21 protein-coding genes are annotated in these 21,591 nt (G+C 56.3%); 11 read left to right on the top strand and 10 right to left on the bottom strand.

Features of this window, described 5'->3' with window-relative positions:
- Positions 1–44 precede the first annotated feature (44 nt).
- Together ACWHYZ_RS17195 and ACWHYZ_RS17190 are read right to left on the bottom strand one after the other, a co-directional pair.
- Positions 45–3,179, bottom strand: a complete 3,135-nt coding sequence (locus ACWHYZ_RS17195) for a multidrug efflux RND transporter permease subunit (RefSeq protein ID WP_447983903.1) — start codon at positions 3,177–3,179, stop codon at positions 45–47.
- Positions 3,176–4,399, bottom strand: coding sequence for an efflux RND transporter periplasmic adaptor subunit (locus tag ACWHYZ_RS17190; RefSeq protein ID WP_447983902.1), 1,224 nt, complete (start codon positions 4,397–4,399; stop codon positions 3,176–3,178). The genes ACWHYZ_RS17195 and ACWHYZ_RS17190 overlap by 4 nt, the downstream gene beginning before the upstream one ends.
- Positions 4,400–5,409: 1,010 nt before the next feature.
- Here ACWHYZ_RS17190 and ACWHYZ_RS17185 point away from each other — a divergent pair.
- The 5 genes from ACWHYZ_RS17185 (at position 5,410) to ACWHYZ_RS17165 (ending at position 9,288) form a co-directional block, all read left to right on the top strand.
- Positions 5,410–6,399, top strand: coding sequence for a CsgG/HfaB family protein (locus tag ACWHYZ_RS17185; protein ID WP_447983901.1), 990 nt, complete (start codon positions 5,410–5,412; stop codon positions 6,397–6,399).
- Between the two features lie 14 nt (positions 6,400–6,413).
- Positions 6,414–6,755, top strand: coding sequence for a hypothetical protein (locus tag ACWHYZ_RS17180; protein WP_447983900.1), 342 nt, complete (start codon positions 6,414–6,416; stop codon positions 6,753–6,755).
- Positions 6,752–7,093 carry a DUF4810 domain-containing protein gene (locus tag ACWHYZ_RS17175; RefSeq protein ID WP_447983899.1) on the top strand — a complete coding sequence of 114 codons (342 nt, stop codon included), beginning with the start codon at positions 6,752–6,754 and terminating at the stop codon, positions 7,091–7,093. Before ACWHYZ_RS17180 ends, ACWHYZ_RS17175 begins: the two co-directional genes overlap by 4 nt.
- Positions 7,094–7,198: 105 nt before the next feature.
- A complete protein-coding gene (locus ACWHYZ_RS17170; RefSeq protein WP_447983898.1) occupies positions 7,199–7,801 on the top strand; it encodes a GNA1162 family protein in 603 nt (200 codons plus the stop codon).
- Between the two features lie 692 nt (positions 7,802–8,493).
- Entirely contained in the window at positions 8,494–9,288 is a 795-nt protein-coding gene (locus ACWHYZ_RS17165) for a PEP-CTERM sorting domain-containing protein (RefSeq protein ID WP_447983897.1), read from the top strand.
- 100 nt (positions 9,289–9,388) lie between these two features.
- Here ACWHYZ_RS17165 and ACWHYZ_RS17160 read toward each other — a convergent pair whose 3' ends face one another.
- From ACWHYZ_RS17160 to ACWHYZ_RS17150, 3 genes are all read right to left on the bottom strand, one after another.
- Positions 9,389–9,523 (bottom strand): hypothetical protein, encoded by a 135-nt coding sequence (locus ACWHYZ_RS17160; RefSeq protein ID WP_447983896.1) that lies wholly within the window; start codon positions 9,521–9,523, stop codon positions 9,389–9,391.
- 247 nt (positions 9,524–9,770) lie between these two features.
- Positions 9,771–10,214 carry a response regulator gene (locus ACWHYZ_RS17155; protein WP_447983895.1) on the bottom strand — a complete coding sequence of 148 codons (444 nt, stop codon included), beginning with the start codon at positions 10,212–10,214 and terminating at the stop codon, positions 9,771–9,773.
- Between the two features lie 278 nt (positions 10,215–10,492).
- Positions 10,493–10,666, bottom strand: coding sequence for a hypothetical protein (locus ACWHYZ_RS17150; protein ID WP_447983894.1), 174 nt, complete (start codon positions 10,664–10,666; stop codon positions 10,493–10,495).
- A 661-nt stretch (positions 10,667–11,327) separates the two neighbouring features.
- Between ACWHYZ_RS17150 and ACWHYZ_RS17145 the strand changes: the two genes are divergently transcribed.
- The 4 genes from ACWHYZ_RS17145 (at position 11,328) to ACWHYZ_RS17130 (ending at position 13,671) form a co-directional block, all read left to right on the top strand.
- Positions 11,328–11,915: an HPP family protein gene (locus ACWHYZ_RS17145; RefSeq protein ID WP_447983893.1), complete on the top strand. Its 588-nt coding sequence runs from the start codon at positions 11,328–11,330 to the stop codon at positions 11,913–11,915.
- Positions 11,912–12,097: a hypothetical protein gene (locus ACWHYZ_RS17140; protein ID WP_447983892.1), complete on the top strand. Its 186-nt coding sequence runs from the start codon at positions 11,912–11,914 to the stop codon at positions 12,095–12,097. Before ACWHYZ_RS17145 ends, ACWHYZ_RS17140 begins: the two co-directional genes overlap by 4 nt.
- 346 nt (positions 12,098–12,443) lie before the next feature.
- The gene (locus ACWHYZ_RS17135; protein ID WP_447983891.1) at positions 12,444–13,127 is read left to right on the top strand and encodes a hypothetical protein; all 684 of its coding nucleotides are present in this window, start codon (positions 12,444–12,446) and stop codon (positions 13,125–13,127) included.
- 34 nt (positions 13,128–13,161) lie between these two features.
- On the top strand, positions 13,162–13,671 hold the full coding sequence (locus ACWHYZ_RS17130) for an SRPBCC family protein (RefSeq protein ID WP_447983890.1): 510 nt from the start codon (positions 13,162–13,164) through the stop codon (positions 13,669–13,671).
- Positions 13,672–13,843: 172 nt separating this feature from the next.
- Here ACWHYZ_RS17130 and ACWHYZ_RS17125 read toward each other — a convergent pair whose 3' ends face one another.
- From ACWHYZ_RS17125 to ACWHYZ_RS17105, 5 genes are all read right to left on the bottom strand, one after another.
- A complete protein-coding gene (locus ACWHYZ_RS17125) occupies positions 13,844–14,839 on the bottom strand; it encodes a hypothetical protein (RefSeq protein ID WP_447983889.1) in 996 nt (331 codons plus the stop codon).
- A gap of 273 nt (positions 14,840–15,112) precedes the next feature.
- Positions 15,113–15,499 (bottom strand): VOC family protein, encoded by a 387-nt coding sequence (locus ACWHYZ_RS17120; protein WP_447983888.1) that lies wholly within the window; start codon positions 15,497–15,499, stop codon positions 15,113–15,115.
- A 46-nt stretch (positions 15,500–15,545) separates the two neighbouring features.
- The gene (locus ACWHYZ_RS17115) at positions 15,546–16,721 is read right to left on the bottom strand and encodes an endonuclease/exonuclease/phosphatase family protein (RefSeq protein WP_447983887.1); all 1,176 of its coding nucleotides are present in this window, start codon (positions 16,719–16,721) and stop codon (positions 15,546–15,548) included.
- 166 nt (positions 16,722–16,887) lie between these two features.
- Positions 16,888–17,349, bottom strand: a complete 462-nt coding sequence (locus ACWHYZ_RS17110) for a DUF302 domain-containing protein (protein WP_447983886.1) — start codon at positions 17,347–17,349, stop codon at positions 16,888–16,890.
- Positions 17,350–17,416: 67 nt separating this feature from the next.
- Positions 17,417–18,439, bottom strand: a complete 1,023-nt coding sequence (locus ACWHYZ_RS17105) for a methyltransferase (protein WP_447983885.1) — start codon at positions 18,437–18,439, stop codon at positions 17,417–17,419.
- A gap of 348 nt (positions 18,440–18,787) precedes the next feature.
- On the opposite strand from ACWHYZ_RS17105, the gene ACWHYZ_RS17100 reads away from it, so the two are divergent.
- Both ACWHYZ_RS17100 and ACWHYZ_RS17095 read left to right on the top strand, forming a co-directional pair.
- On the top strand, positions 18,788–19,954 hold the full coding sequence (locus ACWHYZ_RS17100) for a TIGR03118 family protein (RefSeq protein ID WP_447983884.1): 1,167 nt from the start codon (positions 18,788–18,790) through the stop codon (positions 19,952–19,954).
- A 174-nt stretch (positions 19,955–20,128) separates the two neighbouring features.
- Entirely contained in the window at positions 20,129–21,589 is a 1,461-nt protein-coding gene (locus ACWHYZ_RS17095; protein WP_447983883.1) for a hypothetical protein, read from the top strand.
- Positions 21,590–21,591: the final 2 nt, after the last annotated feature.

Here is a 21,591-nt window from a genome sequence, read left to right as displayed (position 1 = left end):
CTTCTATCTTCATTTGTGAGGGGGCGACGACACTGCCCGTGTGGCTACTCCCGCCGGTCGAGGTTCGTGCCTGGGCTCAGTTTGCGGATGATCACAAAAAACAACGGCACAAAAAAGATGGCCAGAAACGTGGCCGCCAGCATCCCGCCGAGCACGCCGGTGCCGATGCTATGGCGACCGGCGGCACCGGCGCCCGACGCGATCACCAAGGGCACCACGCCGAGAATGAAGGCCATCGATGTCATGATGATCGGCCGGAAGCGCAGTCTGGCCGCTTCCATCGCTGCATTAAACAATGATAGGCCATGCTCATATCGCTGATTCGCAAACTCTACGATGAGAATCGCATTTTTCGCCGCCAAGCCGATGAGGGTGACCAAGCCGATCTGGAAGTAGATGTCATTGGCCATGCCCGCAAGCCACACGGCCAATAGCGCCCCGAACACGCCGAAGGGCACGGCGAGAATCACTGCGAACGGCACAGTCCAACTCTCGTATTGCGCGGCCAGCACCAGAAACACCATGAGCAATCCGAATCCAAACGCCAGGACCGATTGCGCCCCTACCTTTCGTTCCTGATACGAGATGCCGCTCCAGTCAATGTCGAACCCTTGCGGAATCAACACCTCCTGCGCGGCCTGCTCCAAGGCATCCAGCGCCTGACCGGAACTGTAGCCGGGCGCCTCAGAGCCCAGCACGAGGGCGGTATTGAATCCATTGAAATGCGTCACGGGGTCGGGCCCGCTGCTGTAGCTGGTCGTGACGACAGTGTCGAGCGGGATCATCGTAGGGCCTTGCCCATCCAATGCGTTCAGCGCGCGCACGTAGATCTTGTTGATGTCGGAAGGACTGGATCGGTACTGCGGCTCCGCCTCGGTCTGAACGCGATAGACCCGGCCGAACTTGACGAAGTCATTGACGTAGAGATTGCCGAAAAAGGCCTGGAGCGTGTCGAAGACTTCCGAAATCGGGACCCCGAGCGCTTTGGCCCGCTCCCGATTGATCTTGGCATACACCCGCGGGGCGTTGACCCGAAAGCTTGTGCTGGCCGCTCCGATCGCCGGATCCTGCCTGGCTTTGGCTACAAACTCTTGAGCCACCGCCGCAAACTTCTTGAAATCCCCTCCGCTGGGATCCTGCACCTGCACCGAAAAGCCGCCCGTCGCGCCCAAACCTCGAATGGAAGGAGCGTTGAATGCGAGGATCAGCGCTTCAGGAATCTTGGCGAACTCGCGAAAGGCGCCGCCGATGATGCTCTTGACATGATTCTCTTTGCCCTCCCGTTCATCCCAAGGTTTAAGAGGCGCGAACATGGTCGCGGTATTGGTGCCGCGGGTGTTGAAGACGAAGTTCTGACCTGAAAGAGTCTGGGTCCCGTATACGGCCGGGATCGACAGATAATATTCTTCGACCCGGTCCGAGGCGGCATCCGTCCTCTTCTTCGACGCCCCATCCGGCAGTTGCACGACCGTGATGAAGTAGCCCTGGTCTTCCTCCGGCAAGAAGGCCATCGGCACAGCCTTGAATAGACTTGCTGCGATCACGATCACCACCCCGAAGAGGGCGAGTGAAAGCACCGTGTGTTTCAATGTGAACGCCACGCTCATGGCGTAATGGCGTTGGACCCAATCAAAAGCCCGATTGAACAGACCGAAGAACCCGCGGCGGGCTTCATGGCCGGGTTTCAGCACCAAGGCGCAGAGAGCTGGACTCAAGGTCAGCGCCACGAACCCGGAGATCGCCACCGATACCGCAATCGTAACCGCAAACTGCTTGTACAATTGACCGGTAATGCCGCCGAGGAATCCGACCGGCACAAACACGGCACAGAGGACCAGCACGATGGCGATCACCGGTCCGGTGACCTCGCTCATGGCCTTCTTCGCCGCGTCTTTTGGCGCGAGCCCGTTGGCCATGTGGCGCTCGACATTCTCGACCACCACGATGGCATCATCGACGACAATCCCGATAGCGAGGACCAACCCGAACAAGGTGAGGGTATTGATGGAAAATCCGAGCGCCGACATGCCGGCAAAAGTACCGATCAGGGACACCGGCACCGCCGTGGCGGGAATTAATGTGGCGCGCCAACTCTGGAGAAAGAGATACACGACAAGGAGGACCAGGATCATCGCATCCCGTAATGTGGCGACGACCTCTTTGATCGACACTTCGACAAACCGCGTCGTGTCGTAGGGAATGTCGTAGGTCACGCCGGACGGAAAAATCTTGGCGAGATCCTCCATCTCATGGCGGATGCGTTTCACCGTGTCGAGTGCGTTGGCGCCGGGAGAGAGAAAGGTGATGAGCAGCGCGGTCGGTTTCCGGTTGTAGCGCCCTTCGAGTACGTATGATTGTGCTCCGAGCTCGATCCTCGCAACGTCCTTGAGGCGAACAGTCGAGCCGTTCGGCAGCGCCCGTACGATCATCTCCTCGAACTCGCCGACTTCCGACATCCGGCCTTCCGTGATGAGCGGCAGCGTCAACTCGCTGCCGTTCGGCATGGGCTCCCGCCCGACTGTCCCGGCCGGAAAATCACGATTCTGCTCTCGCACGACCGTCACGATATCCGTCGGGGTGAGATTCAGTTGAGCCATGCGCACGGGATTGAGAATCAGCCGCATACTATAGTTCTGCTGCCCGAATACCATCGCGTCGCCCACGCCGGGCAGACGTTTGATGTTGTCGATGATGCGAAGAATGGCGAAATTGGCCAGCGTAAAGGCATCCTGTTGCGGATCGCTCGATTGCAACACCATGACCGTGAGGAGGTCAGGGGACATCTTCTTGACTGTGATGCCCTGGCGGATGACTTCCGGCGGAAGCTGCGGTTCCGCCAGCTTCTCGCGATTCTGGGTCTGGACCTGCGCGATATCGACGTCCGTTCCGATCTCAAAGGTCAATCGGATCGTCAGGTGGCCGTCATTGCTACTCGTCGAGTCGAAGTACAGGAGATTATCGATGCCGGGCAGCTGTAACTCGATGGGCCGCGCCACCGAGTCCGCGACCACCTCGGCACTGGCACCGGGATAATCCGCTTCGACCTGCACCATAGGAGGCGTGATTGGCGGAAACTGCGCGATGGGCAAGGCCTGCATGGCGGCCAGACCCACCACGACGATGACGATCGAGAGCACCGACGCGAAGATCGGGCGATCGATGAAGAACGTGGGAGTCATCGGGTCCCTTCGGGACGGGCAGCAGCGGCCGGCGTTCCATCTTCAGCGGTATGAGGTGCCTCTGACTTCATCGGCTTCACCTCTGCGCCGGGCATGAGACGCTGGAATCCATCGATCACAACCAACTCGCCCGGGCGCAAACCGTCCTCAATGAGCCAGTCATCGCCACGCCACACCGTCGCCTTGACATCACGGCTGGCCACCTTGTTTTCGTCGCCGACCACATAGACGACCGGTCCCTTCGGACCCTGCTGCACCGCGCGCTGCGGGACAAGAATGGCATTGGGCTTCGACACACCATGGAACCGCACGGTGACGAACTGACTGGGCATGAGTTCGCGATCGGGATTGGGGAAGACGACCCGGGCCTGACGCGATCCTGTTTCGGCGCTCAGCCCCACGTCGGCAAAGTCCAGGACGCCTTCATGCTGATACCTTGTCCCGTCCACGAAGGTAAGCTCCCCCGTCAACCGGTAGATCCCCGGATGTTCGATGCGCTTCGCAATGATGTCCCGCCGGCGCTTGAGCAGAAAGGTCTCGGGGGCGCTGACGATCACATACATCGGGTCTATCTGGTGGATCACGGTCAACAGGTCCGTCTGGGCGGTGACCAGCCGTCCCTCATAATAACGGGTCCGTTCGATCAAGCCGTCGGTGGGAGCGGTGATCAGCGTATTGTCGAGATCGAACGTGGCCTTAATGACATCTCCTTCTGCTGCTTCCAGCGCTGCCTTCGCAGCAAGCTGCTCGGCCACTGCATCGTCCATATCCTTCTGGCTGACGGCCTGCTCGGCCAAAAGGGGCTTCACCCGCGCGAGATTTTGACGGGCTTGGACAAGTCTGGCTTTAGCTTCGGACACCCTTGCTTTGGCGCTGACGTAGGCCGCTTTGAACGGCACCGGATCGATGCGATAGAGGGGCTCTCCTTTATGAACATCCCGTCCCTCAGAGAAAAACCGGTCCTTCATGATCCCGGTTACTTGCGAACGGATCTCCACGATGCGGGAAGCCTCCGCTTCCCCGATAAACTCCGGTTCATCCGGGACGGTTTGATACGTGGCTTCTATGACGTGAACTTCAGGCAACGGACGGGGAGGAGGAGAAGCCGATTCTCTCTTGCAACCGGACAGATGGGCTATTCCAATCGACAGAAAGAGGCTGATAGTGAGTATGACGGCGGCCTTGCTCGTGGTACAGGAACTTCGATGCGGGTTTCGCATGATTCATAGACGGTTTTAGGAGGAGTTCCAAGAATCCTGACATGAGGCTTACCACAACGATGCGCTCCGCGAAATCGGGAGGACGGGCAATACGGTGTCCGCGTTCTATTCATACATGACCAGCGGGCACCCATTTTGCTCGCTGAATAAGATCTTCAAGCAAGCTGGTTGGAAGAAGTAGAGCAGACTATGCGCTATGCCATCGTCATTGAACAATTCGCGTTGGACTATGCCGCCTTTGTACGACTTGTCCGGATGTGTGGCTACGGGCGCCACGATTCGGGAAACCGTAAATGTAATCCGCGAAGCTATTGCATTCTATCTCGAAGGCCTACGAGCCGATAACCTGCCCATTCCCCCGGCCGGTTGAATACGTCGAAGTCTCCGCTTGAACTTTCGCTCTCCTACTCGAGTTCAGAATCGATACGCTTGGACGAGTAACTGCACCGCTTCAGACAAATGTCGAATGCGTGAGTGAGCCTCAGGAGAAAAACGCTGCATGGGTTACGTTCTACTGTGTATCGGCGAGGTGTTCTGGAGACGACCATGGCCCGTGGTGCCGCTCAGTCGTTGTTGAGACCGGTACAATTCCCAGTCTCACGACGTTCCTGCCTTCATCACTCAGCGTGGGTTCAACCGCCGTTGCCGAGCCGCCACCTAGCTGTTGTTGCGAACCGGACTGGCAGCCCTCCTGCGTCGGATGGCTCACCGACAGATGCACCTGATTTTGAATAACTCCCGAGTGAGGCGTATGCGTTATTCGCCTCCAGTAACTTCCTTCTTCGTCTCCTCCTCAACGAGTAACGATGTCATTCGCAGTCCGTCTGCATGTCACGTCTTCTAGAGAAAGCTTCCTTCAAGTAAATGAGACCCGTCATCTTTCTCTCTTCCCGTTTCGATTTAAAAAACTGCTACTTCACCATAAGTAACTAGTTTACAATACGTATATAAGGATGGTATCTTGTGGCCCACTTGGGACGGGGCTATGCCCGTCTTTAACTGAGGTGATTATGAGGCGTCTTCCCTGTTTCGTGGCTTTTCTTATGTTCTGCGCCGGCTGTGCGAGCTATGACAAACGAGAAATGGTGGATTCACGTCCTACCGCATCAAATCCAGCCGCTCAGGCTCCGACCAACGTTTCTTCCTCCTCTCCAAGTGCCGCGGCGCGCATCCTGAAGCAAAAAGTTGCCGTGGCGCGGTTCACCAATGAAGCCCGGTCCATGTCGCCAAGTTTATTTGGCGAGGCCTACAACCGTGACCCGAGTTTCGACCGGCTAGGCAAACAGGCAGCAGACATGCTTTCGACCGAATTAACTCGATCAGGAAAGTTTATCGTGCTCGAACGGCAGGATCTCAACAAGCTAGAAGCCGAAAGCGAGTTAATGGGACTGAGCCATGAACAATTCAAGCAAAGCATGGTAGGTGTCGATGCTTTAATTTTCGGATCCATTGCCGAGTTCGGCCGCAAGGATGTCGGTGAAGTCCAGATGTTTTCTAGATCACGTCAGCAGATCGCTCATGCCAAGGTAAACGCCCGACTCGTCGATCCTCGGACTGGTCATGCCTTCTTTAGCGACGACGGTGCGGGAGATGCCACGCTTGAACAGTCAACAATCCTCGGACTCGGCGATCGAGCGACGTTTGATTCAACCCTAAATGACAAAGCTCTCTCTGCAGCGGTTGTGAATCTGGTGGATAAGCTCATCAACAAGCTTGCGGATAAACCATGGACCACGGGCATTCTGGCGGTGGAAGGCCTCAACGTTATTGTGTCTGGGGGGGCACGCCAGGGACTACGCGTAGGTGACCACCTGAAGGTCATGAACGCAGGCAAAGTCATCAAGAGCCCACAAACCGGATTCAATATACAGTTGCCTCATTCCCAAGTCGGTGAACTGGAGGTGCTGTCGTTCTTCGGGGATTCGGAGACTAATGAGGGTTCACTCTGCCGGATCGTCAATGGGCCAGTGCCGACGATTGATCACTTAATCCAGTTCTAAAGGGAAGGAGCGTTATGACCACTGTCGCACTGCGCAGCCTATTCCTGCTCGGCGCCCTGCACTTATCCGCGTGTGGGTTGTTCGCACCGGTTTTCGGCCCTGTTTCACAAACCACGACGTCAAACGTCGATCAGAACAAAGATCAGGGATACATCCGATTTTGCAATATCGCTGGTCATGATGAGATTTTTGTAGATGGCCAGGCGATCGGAACTGGTGAAGCTTATCGAGCAGGCGGTCAACTTGGCGTCACCCCAGGCACACACGAGATCGAAATCCGTGAAGCCGGCCTCGTGCGCTTTAAACAGAAAGTGTTCATCGGAACAGACTCAACCCGCACGATTGAGGCCCGATGATGCCGCGCGTATTCAAATTCACACTGCTTTGCGTCTGCGCGCTAAGCATGACCGCATGCCTTCCCCAAAAACAGTTCTACTGGGGCTCCTACGAAGAGAGTCTTTTTTATCGCCAGCAGCATGCCGGAGCCGGAGGGGAGAATGACGCTACGACGAAGCTTCTCGCCACCATCGAGGAAGCTCAGACCACCAACATGAAGGTCGGGCCCGGCATCCATGCGGACTACGGGTATCTTCTGTTCAAGCAAGGAAAACCCGAAGAAGCTATCGAGGAATTGCAAAAGGAAGCCATGTTATATCCGGAATCAAAACCGCTAATGGAAACGATGGTTCTCTAGGATTCAGGGGCGGAAGGATAAAGAGAAGGAGAAAAAACTAACGCCATGAGATGCTTCTCTTGTGTTATTGCTGCTTGCGCGATCCTCGGCCTTTCTGGTTGCGCCATGCAGCCCAAACCGGATTACGCGAATTTTTTTGACCATCAACCCCGTTCGATTCTTGTCATTCCACCCGCCAATAAGACAACGGCCGTAGATGCCCCGGCCATCTTTCTGACGACGGTGAGCGCCGCATTTGCCGAGCGTGGATATTACGTGTTTCCAGTGTTTCTCGTGCAAGATATTCTAAGTGACCTGGGGGCGTCCGACGAAGGTGCAATCGCTGCCATCCCACCCGGGAATCTGAAAGAAGTTTTCGGCACCGATTCGATTCTGTATGTGACCATCACGGACTGGACGACCTCCTACGTCGTTCTTGCTTCAAACATTATCGTGGGAGCCGAATACCGTCTCGTGGATGCCACCAGCGGTGCTGTGTTGTGGACTGGAAAGCAGAAGATGGTTCACAATAGCAACAGCGGTGGCGGCGGGGGACTCATCGGAGCTCTTGTCGTCGCCGCAGTCAATGCGGCCATTACCGCCACAACCGTGCAATATCGTCCCATTGCAATTCAGGTCAATAACATGGCCGCGGGCCAACCTGGGTATGGACTTCCTGCAGGACCATACCACCCAGAATTCCAAAAGGATCGAGAGAAATTCAGGTAAGCCGCTCCCATCCTTCATCGACTCCTCCGCATACCTAACATGGTGCAGTCAGCGCTGGAGTCACAGAGAAAAGACCTTCATGCCCTTTGTCTTTCATCTATGTGCACGATTCTCGGAATGGGTATTGCGATGCATGCACTCACCGCCCCGCAGTGGGACAAAGAAAAGGGCTCAGGACTCTTTCCCCGGTAGCCTCGCGAAGGGTTAGGTTAAAGATCCGCCATGCCTCGTCGCCCGCGCTTCGCCGCTGGAGATCTCGCCTATCATGTCCTGAACCGCCGTGTCCGGCGATTTCCGCTGTTTGAGAACCCGCTGACTACGCCGCTTTTGAGAAGATTCTGGCCGAGGCCCACGCCCGGATACGCATCCCGGCCTATTGCCTGATGCCGAATCACTGGATGGAATCGAAGCTACGGGTTCAGCATCCGAGGGGAGGTTTCTCTTCGGACGGAAAAATTGTCACAGAAAACTATTAAGTAATGCCGATGTTTTAACTAACAAGGAGCCGCACCTTCAATAACTTACGCGCTGGTGCCCCGTGTCCACCGTCGACGTATGGGCTGACATTCAACCGTGGGCCTGTCCTCGATTCTCCCCAAAGCCATTGTTATTCCGAAAGGCGTGTAGCGGGTCAGCATTATGCATTACTGACCGGCATGGCAGTGCAAGACGATCTCAGCAGCAGGTTCTTGGTGCTCAAAACTTTTGTGCGAGGGAGCCTCATAGAGGCACTTCTCCTCACGGTCATGATGTTGCTCGCGGCGATTTTCGTGACCGCGTTTAATGTACATGCCGAGTCACTCGACGCCTTGACAAATCAGGGGCTATCCCTCTCCAATGGTCCGTTAACCTATTCGAACTTCACTGCCAATCTCAGTGTCACACCCGCCGATTTTGGAGGTCCCAATCCAAACACTTCCTACTCGTACTCGATGTTGCCGACCATTCATGAGATTGATGTCACGGCGACCTCAACAGGCCTTCACATGTCGGGACTGAACATCGGCGGCTTTACAAATGGGCTTCCCGAAGTGACGCTGCGGCTGTCCTACCTCGTTTTGGCATCGCCTGGTGACATATTTTCAATGACGGCAGGCGTGCCAACGCAGCATGGAGGCATTGCGTTTAACGGCGATCATCGATTGACGGCAACAACACTCGCTGGGGCAAGAGTCGTTGCTGAAGCTGGCGATCTGTGTCGCTTTGTCCACTGTGACGCAGGGCCGGTCCCGCTCAATGTGCCACTGGTCTCGATTGGTGAAATCGTCCACTACAACGCAGCTGGCGCATGCCGTCTTGGCCCTCCAACCCGAGATAACGTGCCGGGATGCTCTGTCACCCTGGCATTTGATGTGAATACCACATTTGCCGCTGTTCCAGAACCCTCCACCTGGCTCCTGCTTGCCACCGGCTTTGTCACACTATTGCTCGACAGGATAAAAGGGCTGGAGAGTCTTTTCTTGCCAGCCTCGCGGAGGGGTCGGTAAAAGATCCGCTATGCTCGTCGCCAGCGCCGCTGCTGAAGATCTTGCCTATCATGTCCTGAACCGCCGTGTCGGGTGACTCCCGCTGTTTGAGAACTGCTGACTACGGCGCCTTGAGAAGATTCTTGCCGATGCTCATGCCCAGACCTTGATACGCATCGCGATCTATTGCCTGATGCCGAATCACTGGAATCTCGTGCTGTGGCCTCGGCGTGATGCGGAACTTTTTCCTGAGCATTCACCCTCCTCCATGTAAGAACAGGTCTAGGTCTGCAACAGTCATTTCGGCCGGCAACCCTTTCTGCCATTCATTGCCGTCGAACGGAAGACACCAATAGCCATCTTCGCGCTTCTCAATCGCCCAATCTCGCCTGTCATGGTATACGATGATCGCTCTCACTTCTGCACCTCCCGGCGTCCTCCGGACGCTTCCGAGCCATCTCTAGTAGACGATGAGATCTGAGTCAGTAACGGAGGACGATGGTTCAATCTCCGTAGCAATGCGAGTACAGCGCTAATTCAACAGCCGTTGTCTGTTCTGCTGCGACATATTGAGCGCGACTATTCTCAAGGGCTTGCGACACGGTGCGGAGGAACAGATTGCGGTCAATGGGTTTTTCGAGGAACGCAAAGATGTTGCATGACGACACCCATTCGGAATGCTCCCGGGCTCCACTGATGAGCACAATGAAGGTGAAGGGACTGATCGTTCCAATATGCGTGGCCAATTCGAGCCCGTTCATCCCCGGCATCCTGACATCGCTGATGACGAGGTCAAACGAGGTCGTCTTGATGCGATCAAGCGCTAGGTAGGGGGAGTCGGCTGTTTCAACACCTACCTGTTCGAGACGAGAAGTCGCCAGTCGAGACAGGAGCGTGAGAACGAGGGGATCATCATCAACGATAAGGAGTCGGGAGATGCGCGGCATAGCACCCTCTGCTGAATGGGTATCAGCCGAAGCAAGACGGTTGCCAACCATCGCGCATGTAATGCCTCGATAAGGAAGCGGAAGTAAGAAAGGTGGAGGCGCTTCCTGAGCGGTTCTGCACAGGATTGACTGTGCGTAAAGCACGGTCATGCATCATGTTGGTCCAAGGTCTCAGCGTTCGCATGATCTGCATCACCCGAGGAACGTGGATTCATGGACAATACCCTGCCTGCACTATCTGTCAGGCCGCCAGCAGGTATGCGATCCAGGGGTGGAAACTAGCCCTCTCTGCGCTGGTCCAATGGCGCCTTCGCCTTTTGAAGGAATCCCGGAGGATGTCCTTTGCGCCAATTCTCTTTCGGCTCTCCCTTTCGACGATGCCACCATTCTGCGTTCTTTCGTTTCATCTCAAAGACGTTTCCTGAAATATCCTTCCATTCGGCAGCCGCCATATTGCGTCCTCATTGCCTCTATTCGTTCAACAGAAATCTCAAGCAAGAAAAGGTCCATCTGATGTCGAGGCTCATAGCGACCGCAACAGCAATCTTCTTGTTGCCTATGTAAAGCACTGGCGCTTTGCCGGCACTTCGCCGGGTTGGGCATGATCAGCGGCGAACAGGAAAGACGACGCGTGGCGGTGGCAGTGCCGCGGCGCTTCCTGAGCGGTTCTGCACAGGATTGACTGTGCGTAAAGCACGGTCATGGATCATGTTGGTCGAAGGCAGCAGTTCAATGCTTCGAGGGCTGATCACCGCCCGGATATCACGAAGGGCCGGATTACTACGCGGTCTTTTTCCAGGATCCCAGCGGGAGTCGCTTGGAAATCTGCCATTGGACCTAAGGAACCAGATGAACGCACGATGTCGGCCTCTTTTTCTGTTTACCCGCAAGGAACTGATCTAGAGCAAGATGTCGAAAAAGAAAAGTGCCCGCGCTCATTGTTCTGCTGATGTTCGACTTCGTCAGGCCTCATCCTACGCGGGAATCATTGTCGAGGCACTTTTCGCCGTTCTGCCGGAGCCTTCACAATAGGAATACATGTTCTGAAGTGAGTGATAAGAGGAAAGGTGCTCGTACTGATACAGACCGGGCACGACAAGAAGGATGGCACAGATGGGAGCAGAGCAGGCACCGGAGCGCCCCGCACGTCACGCGACCGAACATTCAGGACAAGGACCATGCGGTTCAGGCGCCGGCTTTAGTCTTAGTGCCATGGTACCACAGGTTCCGGAGATCCTATGGACTCCAACCGTCGTGGCCGGACTCATCGCAGTGATTGGCCTCTTCGGCTTGCTGTTCGATCAACCCTGGCTATTTGCCAGCCTCGGTCCGACGGCCTATCTGATTCCCCATTCGCCCGGGCAATCTGCGTCGTTTTACAATGCCGTCATCGGACATCTCATCGCCGTCGTCTCTGCATTGTTCGTCGTGGCAATGTTCGGTTCTAACGACGCTCCATCTGTATTCGTGACCCATTATCTGGTCGGCATCCGGGTGCTTGCCTCCGCCCTGGCGTTGGGTCTAGCCTTCGCAGGAGAATTGCTGTTGAATGCATCACATCCCCCAGCCGCGGCCACCGTCCTGCTGATCACCCTTGGTGGCTTCTCCGCGTCGTTCCATAGTGCCTTTGTTATCATGGCCGGGGTGCTGCTCCTCTCGCTTCTCGGTGAACCGTTGCGCCGCCTTCGACTGAGGGCATGATCCCTCTCAATCATTCGAGCAGCTTTCCGGCAGTCGAGTCGGGCATTCCGGCCCAGATCCCGATCAAGCGCTTCGGGACCCGGACGACGTTCGCGAGTGCCGTGCTCGATCTGGCATCAGCCAAGTCGGTCTTCATCGTCGACCCCGAGCTGGTGGTTGATGGTGGCATGAGCCAGCTCTGATCCTGGAATAGAAAAGCGTCAGCAATAATTTCAGAGCTTCCGCTTGTAGTGAGGTCTTGTCACTTGTATCAAGGACCCTATGGGCCACACTTTGTAGATTAAAATCCCGCGCCGTGAATTCGATGTCTGCTCGCGGCTTGAGCAGGCGCCCGAGGGCACGATCGGCTCCTTCCATGCTCCCCATCACCTCTGTGGCCCGCACCGCTCCTCATCGCCCCCGGCATGATAGATACAGTTCCGACTTTGCAGTAAGATGGCGACCGCCATAGATTGCAGACATCGGTTTCTTCATGCCAAGGCAGGCAGCCATTGACTTAGTCCGCCTCCTCTTCAGGGAGAGTCTTCGATGAAAAATCACATCTTGAGAATGCATGCATCTCTACAAAAAGCTTTACAGCTTCTTGGGCCATTTGGATGGACTATGGGCATGATCGGGACTCTCGCTTCGGCCTCAGCCATCATCAGCTTGGTCCAGCATTGGAGCGACATTCAACTTACAGCCATGCCGGCGCTTTACATGACCTATTACCGGGGCCTTATGCGCAGTTTAGTGGACTGGATTCCTTTCCCTTTTCACTGGCAGGTCCCCCAGTGGTATTTAGACGCGCTCGCGATCAATGGCGTGATTGCTGCGTCTGCAGCCCGTGCCACTATCGCCGTAAGTTATCACCAGACTCGACTGTTCGTCAGTTTGCTGTATGGATCCGCATTCCTCCTCCTCGCGTGGGTCGTGGCACCGGTGCTGATCGGTTTTGTGAACAATTTTTCTCGCTCCACCATCGAAGAGGCCAATACGAGACTCTCCCACTGGGAACCTGAACTGGTTAAGCTGCGTCAGTCTCACCCCACGCATGATTTTTCCCACATTGAAAAGCAAAACCAGGGTGATCGCATTCTCATAGTGCAATATGACCGGTTTTTAGCAGTCAGAAGGCTCTTTGTTGCGGGACTCGTCTCAATCATTCTCGCAACCGGCGCATTTTATCTGCTCAACGGCATATCTCCGCAGGCACACGTGCGAAGCAATTAGGCATGTACCTCAAGACCATGAAGGAGAGACCGCGATGACTCGTTTGGTTCCTCAGTTCGACCCTCGGCTTGACCTCGTCCTTGAACGCATCGTCGACCTTCCGCCGGCCCTCGTTTGGGATGCGTGGACCGTCCCAGAGCACCTGACACAATGGTTCACTCCAGAGCCCTGGAGAACGGTGGCGTGCGAGATTGATCTTCGTCCCGGTGGCATTTTCCGCACAGTGATGCGGTCACCGGAAGGACAGGAGTTTCCCAACGTCGGGTGTTATCTTGAGATCATCAAGAACGAAAAGCTTGTCTGGACCAATGCCCTTACACCTGGCTACCGGCCGGCCAACCCGATAGCCGGCGAGGTGGCCGAGTGCGGGTTGTTCTTGTTCACCGCGTTCATTCTCCTTGAACCCTATCAGAAAGGAACCAAGTACACCGCGCTCGCCATGCACAAAGATGAGGCGGGTCGAAAACAACATGAGGAAATGGGATTCCACGAAGGCTGGGGCAAAGCCCTCGATCAGCTTGTTGCGCATATGAAGGCACGGTAGGTTAGTGTCCGTGCAGTCGAGCATGGTCAAATTATGTTTGGCCTCTGCATGATACTGACCAGTGCCGGTTATGGTAGGACTGCACCGATGCAACCGGCAGGGGAGGTCGCAGATGGCATCGTGCGAGGTAAGGTCCGCCCAACGCAGGCTGCTTCCTTCAGTTCAATCAAATCTACGGCTCGCGAGGATCTCGGACCAGCACTTCTTCCATGAGTAGATTCAGATCTTGCGTCATGAGATTGATGTCCGCTTCGAGGAGGCTGAGCATCGCGGCTCGGGCGCGCAAGTCATCGATTTCATAGACACCGCCGTGTCCAAAGAGGAGTGCAGTCCGTTGACGTTCCGTGTCCGATCCGTCTGTGGCGAGGCCGTCATTCTCACGCCATCGTAAGAGGAGTGTGTCGCGGAGCGACCGATGTCGCGGTTCCTCCTTCAGGGGCTGATTCAAGAATCGCCAGACCATGTCGGGAAGAATTTTCTGGTCCTCCGGCCCCACCCAGATTTCGCGCAGGATATTTCTTTTGTGTTGGAAGGGAGCGCTGCGCTGATCGTTGAGTGCCAGCGCTCCTAAGACCGTCTCCACCACGCCTCCCGAAATGCCGACGGCAGTTCCGGCCGTTGTCACGCCGGCAAGGAACAAGCCGCCGGACGCGAAACCGAAGACGGCTCCGCTGATGATGGCGGACACCGTCAGTACCTTCACGTCTCTATTCAGGGTGTCTTCCAGGCGGTCGGCGAGCAGAACCGCACGCTCCCTTTCACACCGCACCTCGGCCGTGGCACTTTCTACCTCGAAGAGTGCCGACTGGATCTGATTCGACAGCTGCTGTCGCGCGTCGAGCAGACGGACATGAGCCGCCAGATCCTGTTGCGCATGTCGATCTTCAAGAGCCGAAATCAGCTTGATCAAATTCAGGACACCGATCGTCTCCGCGATTTCCCGGCTTTGACTCGAAAGCCCTGGAGGCAACGGCGCTGCTTCCAGCTCCTCGAGCCGGTTGCTGGACTGAGCCGTTCGAGCGCCATGGAAAGGCTTTACCGATAGTGCACAGCGGGCTTCAAATTCTTCTGCAGGAGGCAGGCCACGGAGCAGCGCTTGCTGACCGGTCGCACATCCGGAAGCAAGCAATAGCATCACCCATGCGGCCTCGGCACGTCTAATGGTCATTGCCGGAAGCCTCCAGGGAACCTTGAATGGCAACACGCGCTAAGACAGGCGCCAGACACCGAAGCACGGTCTCGACTCAGAATAGTCTACGTATGCTGATGTCAGAATAGTAGAGGAGGTTGTGCCGAAGTTCGGCGGGAAGGATCACCACAGACAAGTAGGAACGATGAAATGAACAGAGGGTTACTGATGTTGCTGGGCCATGCAGATACGCTTCGGGACGCTTGCGATGCTCGGTGTCGGTCGGCGCGAGAGCACCCTCAGCACTTGCCACTACTTTCCGCCTTGGACGGAAAGCTCCCAGCGGTAGCCGTCCGGGTCATGAAACCATACGCCCATGTTGGGGGAGCCGGGAGCCTCGGGGCCGATTTCGTTGCCCGGATCTTCTACCTCGACCTTGTGCTTCTTCAAGTGCTCGAGCGCTCTTCGCAGCGCGGCCATGTTGGGCAAATGAAACGACATGTGACCAATGGTTTCTGGTGATGGCCTGCCTTTCGACAAGGCGATCGTCACGCTGTCGTTGCCAACTGCGACACCTTCATCGAATTCGAACTCCTTGCGCAATCCCAGCACGCTCATGAACCATTTCGCGCTGCGCTGCGGATTACGAACGGCCAGGCCAAAGTGTCCGACCGTGCCGATTGTGAACGGAACCTTCATGGCGCTCCTTCAATAGCCTGCTTTTTGTTTTTCGGCTTTCTGGCGCTCAGCAGGGCATGTGATAGGAATAGGTGTTGATGACGCCGTAGTGGTCGGAGCCGGTGAGCCGGCCGCTCGACACGGTTTGTCCGAACAAGGCCTGCTTGAAACAGGCTTTTAACATGAACGACATACCGAATAGAAAATCGATTCTTCGCGCCTGGCTGATGGCGCGGCGGTAGTCGGTAATGATTTCCTGTCGGTCAGCGGCCGATTCCGGCGCGATGGCGAGATCGAACTCCGGCGGCAATCCCGTTTCCTCATGACCGGCCAGAGGATTCAGCGCAGGATCATACGTGTTCAGCATTGGCATCTTTGGCGCCAGCTCCGCCGTGTCCTGTAACCCAAAGCGCTCCAGTTCCCGATACTCCGGGGAACCGGTCTCGAAATTAAAGTCACCACCGATGAGCAGGCCTACATAGGGACCCTGCTCCTGGTACCGGTGCAGCGCCTTGATCCACGTGTGCAATTCCCGGAGTCGAAGCTCCTGGTCCCCTTTTAACGCGGCCATCAAGTGATCGTAATGCTGGAGGCGGCCTTGTTGGTGCGCCTCCAGCAAGGCATGGAGAAAATACATGTCGCGTTCGATGCCCGAGTGCAGGTGCGCCGTGCTGACCAGATATTTCGACTGGGTGGCCGGCGACCTGATCTCCGCGATCAGCGCGTAGCGTAACTCGCCGAGCTGCCATCCGACTTCATCGTGACAACTGCCGGTCCCACTGAGTTTGAGTCCATCGAGTTTTTCAAGTTGAAGCGGCGCTTTCGCGAGGATCACGAGCCCATTGTTGAGCTCCTTCAGAAGCGCGAGGCCTGGGACGCGGAGTCCGCAGGCGTCAACCTGGTGAACCTGGGAGTAGTGTAGGCCGCGGGCCCGCAAGGCCTCGACATATCGTTCGGCCATGTGAGGCAGCGGATTGACTTCCTGCAGGAGTGCCACATCGGGTTCTGCATTCGCCAATTGCTCCACGCGGAGATGAAATCGAGCCAGTTGCTGTTCGAGCATTTCACCGGGACGAACCCAAAATCGCTCGACTTGCAAACCATGCAAGGTGTTGTACGTGAGGACCTTGAACGTGTCTGGCTGAGGCGAGGCGTCCGGCAAGCGCTCCAATGCCGGCGGCACGGAGAGCAGCCCCAAAGCCATAGAGCCAGTGAGGACCAGACTGCAAGATGATGTCCCCATCCAAGCATTGCCTAGACCCCCTTCATCGTCGCGAGCGACCGACCGGTCCCGTCCTGCTTTTGCTGACTGAGGCGGAAACGTTCTCCTGTGACTTGGGGCGGACATCCGAACTCTAGTGCCGATGGATTGTATTTTCAAGAACTGCAAAGAAGCACGTGAGCCACGCCTATTTCACCGCCGCCTCCAGGAGCGTTTCCACCGGTTGGATCTTTGAAACAAGATCTTCGGGCACACCGTGCCGCTGATTCAGCAGGGTAGATACGTTATAGGTGAGCCAGACTTTGCCGTCTTTGTCTTCCCACGCCAGCGCTTTCATAGGCAGGTCAATGGCGGCCGTCGGTTGAGCCACCATCAGCGGGGTTCCCCCCTTCGGATTTCCGAAGATCAGCAAGATCGTCGGCTTCATCTCCAATCCGACCTTTCTCGCTTCTTCGCTATGGTCGATCCGAGCGAAGATGGTCATGCCCTTTCCCACGACGGCGTTGTTGATTCGCTCGATCGTCTCGGTGACGGAATACCGGCTGGCTGTCGTTTTCAGGTTGGTCTCGGCGGCCGCCGCACTTCCGATCATCACCGTTCCGACGAAGCCGGCCCCCAGTAGATATTGAAGAATTGCATTGCCGTTCATGAGTCCTCCTTTTCCTTCAGACAGACCCATCGGTTTTGTGCAGCAGGCAGTGCCTTGGTCCTGAGTCCTATTTGTACGATACGAGTACCTGCTCCATTGAGCCTGGCAAGGGGGCTAGCTCGGTGCGGGCAAAGCCCGCGGCGCGGAACATCTGCTCGTACTCCTTCAAAGTGTACGCGTCCCCCTCCGGAGTCGTCGCGAGCATGATCAAACTGAATTCGGCCACCGGAGGCGGCGTGACGCGGTCGTCGTTGGGTACGAACTCTAGAGTGATAACCCGGCCGCCGGGGGAGAGGCACCGATGAATTTTCCGGAGCAGCGTCTCGCAGGTGGATGGCGAAAAGTGATGGAGAAAATTGGTGAGCAGCACCAGGTCGTAGCCAGTGCCAAAGTCCTGTTGGAACGCGTCACCGGGAATGGTCCGGTATCGCCCTTCAACGCCGGCTTGGCGGGCGAGGTCCTGCGCGACGGTCAAGACGTTCGGCCAGTCCAGTGCGACGATGTGGGCGTCAGGACACCGCTTGGCGATCTCGATCCCGAACAGCCCATGCCCTGCCGCAATGTCTAGAACCTTCTTCACGCCGGGCTGAGTTTGGCTCACAAGAACGGCAATCTCTTCAGCCGGTTTCGCCATCATCGGAACCATCGATTTGGCAAACTCTACCCACAGCGGATGTTCCGGCGCGACGGTGCCGGCTTCGCCGGCCACGGTGCCCCCCTTCCGGACCGCATCGGTCAAATTCTGGAACGCGTCGATAAACTTCGGCGCGTGGAGGAAACCCAGGAGCGATGCCATGCAGGCGGGAGATTTCCGATCGAGAAATACCGCTGAATCCGGCGTCAGCGTGTACCGGTTGTCCGTCTTGATGATGAAGCCTTGGATAGTCAGGTAGTCCGCCAAAATCCGCACGCCCCGTTCCGCCGTCCGACACCGTTGCGCGAGCGCGTGCACCGTGTCCTTTCCTTCGGCGATGGCCGTGAACAGATCCAGTTCGACGGCTGCCTTCAGCGCTTGTGACCGTTGGTAGGCATTGGCCGTCTGAAAAAACAGTTGGGGCGTGGGCCCTCCGGCCTGATCGTGAGTCGCCATGAATTCGTCTCCTTCCTTGAGAGTGATGATAGAAAAAGCCCAAGCTACTCATCCGCGGAACATTGTGTCAACTGAGTCGTGTCCCTCGATCACTTCATTCGGACGCACGCCACGGCCGTAGGTTATCTCCTTAGCCAGTTCAACGACGTGTAAGGACGTACAGAAATATCATACTTATGGCTATGTTCAACGCTCGCAGAAAACAGTACGAAGGCGTCAAACCATATATGGGACCAGGTGATCCTTCTGTGACGGATGTGAAACTTCGGGTCGCAGTGAACATTTATAGCAAGCGGACGCAATAATACTCTCATAGGGCCCTCCACACTCTTAGCGTGAGGCTCAGCCATGAAGAAGACTACGATGTTCCGTATCAGTGTGCTTGGTCTTTTGCTGTTGCTTCTTCACTTGCAGTTGCCTTCACTTTCGGCCGCATTAAATGGGGACGAGTTCGTTCAAGACAATCTCGTGTCCGATATTACCGGTCTAGCATCCCATACGGATCCGAACTTGGTGAACCCATGGGGCCTCGCCTCCAGCCCAACCAGCCCCTTCTGGGCATCCGACAATAAGACGGGAGTGGCTACGCTGTACGATGGGACGGGTCAAGCGTTTCCTCAGAACAATCCCTTAGTCGTGACGATTCCGCCCCCTGCAGGCGGTATGCCGCCATCCGCTCCGACGGGTGCTGTCTTTAACGGAACGAATGACTTTGCCGTCGCCCCAGGTCAGCCCGCCCGGTTCCTTTTTGCAACGGAAGACGGCACGATCGCGGGCTGGAACAATGGAACGCAGGCGGTCGTGAAGGTCGATAACTCAAGTTCCTCGGCCGTCTACAAAGGCATCGCCACGGCTACTGCGGATACGGGCTCATTGCTCTATGCGACGAATTTCCATAGTGGGAAGATCGATATTTTCAATGCCAATTTTGGGTCCGTCTCCATACCGGGCGCCTTCACGGATCCGTCCATTCCCCAGGGCTTTGCCCCGTTCAATATTCAAAATTTGGGTGGGAATCTCTTTGTCACCTACGCCAAACAGGATGCGGCCTTGCATGACGATGTGGCGGGACCGGGGAACGGCTTTGTGGATATCTATAATCCCAATGGCCAACTGCTGCGGCATTTCATTGCGAATGGTCCTCTGAACTCGCCCTGGGGGCTGACACTGGCCAGCAGTCACTCCGGTCTCTTTAGCAACGACCTGCTGGTGGGCAACTTTGGTAATGGGACGATCAACGCGTTCGATCCGGTGACGGGTCAGTTCCTGGGGCAGCTCAAGGATCGAAATGGGCAACCGTTAGTGATCGAGGGGCTCTGGGGGCTCCGGTTTGGAAATGGTGTGATGGGTGCCGATTCCAATAGTCTGTTCTTTACAGCCGGGATACCGGGGAATGGAGCAATAGAGGACCACGGCTTGTTTGGTCGTTTGACGGCTGTTCCAGAACCTAGCTCCATTGCTCTGCTCAGTATTATTCTTTTTCCTTTACTGCTACGACGCAGATTGAAGATGTGAAACTTCCTACCTCACTCAACGGTAACGGATCTGCGGTCTCCTGTATCGCAGCGTCGTCTGCTTGTGAGTCGTCCGAACCGGATCGAGGATAAAGCGACCTTTATGCTGCTCATGACGGGCTGATCAAAGAGGGCTGCACCGCCGCGGCGGCCTGCGTGCAGGAGGACGCAGCGCATGCGAACCCTCAGACGCCGGACGATCACCGCCGCATGTATCGCCTTGATTGGTGCACTCAGCTATACCTGGTCAACCCTCGTTCCTGATGCGACGGCCATTCCGGCGTTCGCGAGAAAATACAACTTTGCCTGTAACGTGTGCCATGTCCCGGGCTTTCCCAAGCTCAACGACTTCGGAAACCTTTTCCGCGACCAAGGGTATCAATTGGGCCTCGACATGGATATCCCGGAGTCGCCGACCATTACGATGGGCTTTTGGCCCGTGTCCTTTCGAACGACGGTCGGCTATCAGCTCGCCAGTGTCCGGACCGACGGCAGTGGCATCACCACCGGCGGATTTGGATTCACGGGGCTCGACATCTTGAGTTACGGCACCCTGTATCGTGACATTGCATTAGGGGTAGTGTTCACGCCTGGACTAAAAAGCGCAGGGTTTGGGACGGGGCCCTCTGAGAGTGAGCTCGAGTCGGCCTGGGTTCGACTGATGCGGTTGGAGAAATTCGTGGGAATCAAACCCGAACCGACGACCTATTTGTTGAATGTGCGCGTGGGAAAGTTCGAGCTTGACCTGCCGTTCAGTGAAAAGCGCAGCCCAACGCTCAATACGAATATGGTGATGTATCACTACTTGCCGGGCACCCCATACACTGCGACGATCTCGGGGACATCGACCAGCTCGTATCTCAATCCCAATGACTTCATGCTCGGAGACAACCAGCCGGGCGCCGAGCTGGCCGGCATTACGAAAACCGCAGCGACCAACGGCTATTTTCGATACAGCCTGGCGGCGCTCAGCACGAATAGCTTCGGTGGCCACTTAGCCGGATGTCCGGCCGGCACGACCTGCGGGACGGGGGGCCGCCACGTCAATTTTTACGGTCATGCCACGCAATCGTTCGGCGGCTATGGGATTGTGACGGGGCAACGGATCGGCGTCTTTGGCATGTACGGGCAAGCGCCCACATTGGTCAACCCGACCTGTCCAACATGCCAGGCGGTGGCGGGCAACAGCCAACCATTCAACCGGGTGGGCGTCGATGTGAGCCTCACGCTCGGGAATGAATGGAATCTCTTTGGAGCCGTGATGCACGGCGACGACAGCAAGAATTTGTTTCTCTCACAAGGCATCGCGAATGCGCAAAATGCTTCCTGGTATGGTGGCTTCGTCGAATTGGACTGGTATCCCACAGCCCTCCCGTTCACACGCATGCCGGGGTGGCTCTTGATCTACCGGTACGATTTGATCCGAAACGATCGCCAGGGGGACCCGACGTTTGCGAAGGTCTACAACAATGTCGACTCGCACACGTTTATGGCCAGATATTACATTCACCAGTCATCGCGCACCGATATCGCGGCCCATGCGGAATATAATACGTATCGCACGCGCGGCGTCGGGACGGGAGGAGGCGATTTGCTGGGCCAAACGATGTTGTTCGGCCTCGATTTCGCATTCTGAGC

It is taken from the genome of Nitrospira sp. Nam74 (genome assembly GCF_965152615.1).
The sequence above is the reverse complement of the archived record's forward strand: the minus strand, read 5'-3'. Positions and strand labels throughout refer to the sequence as shown.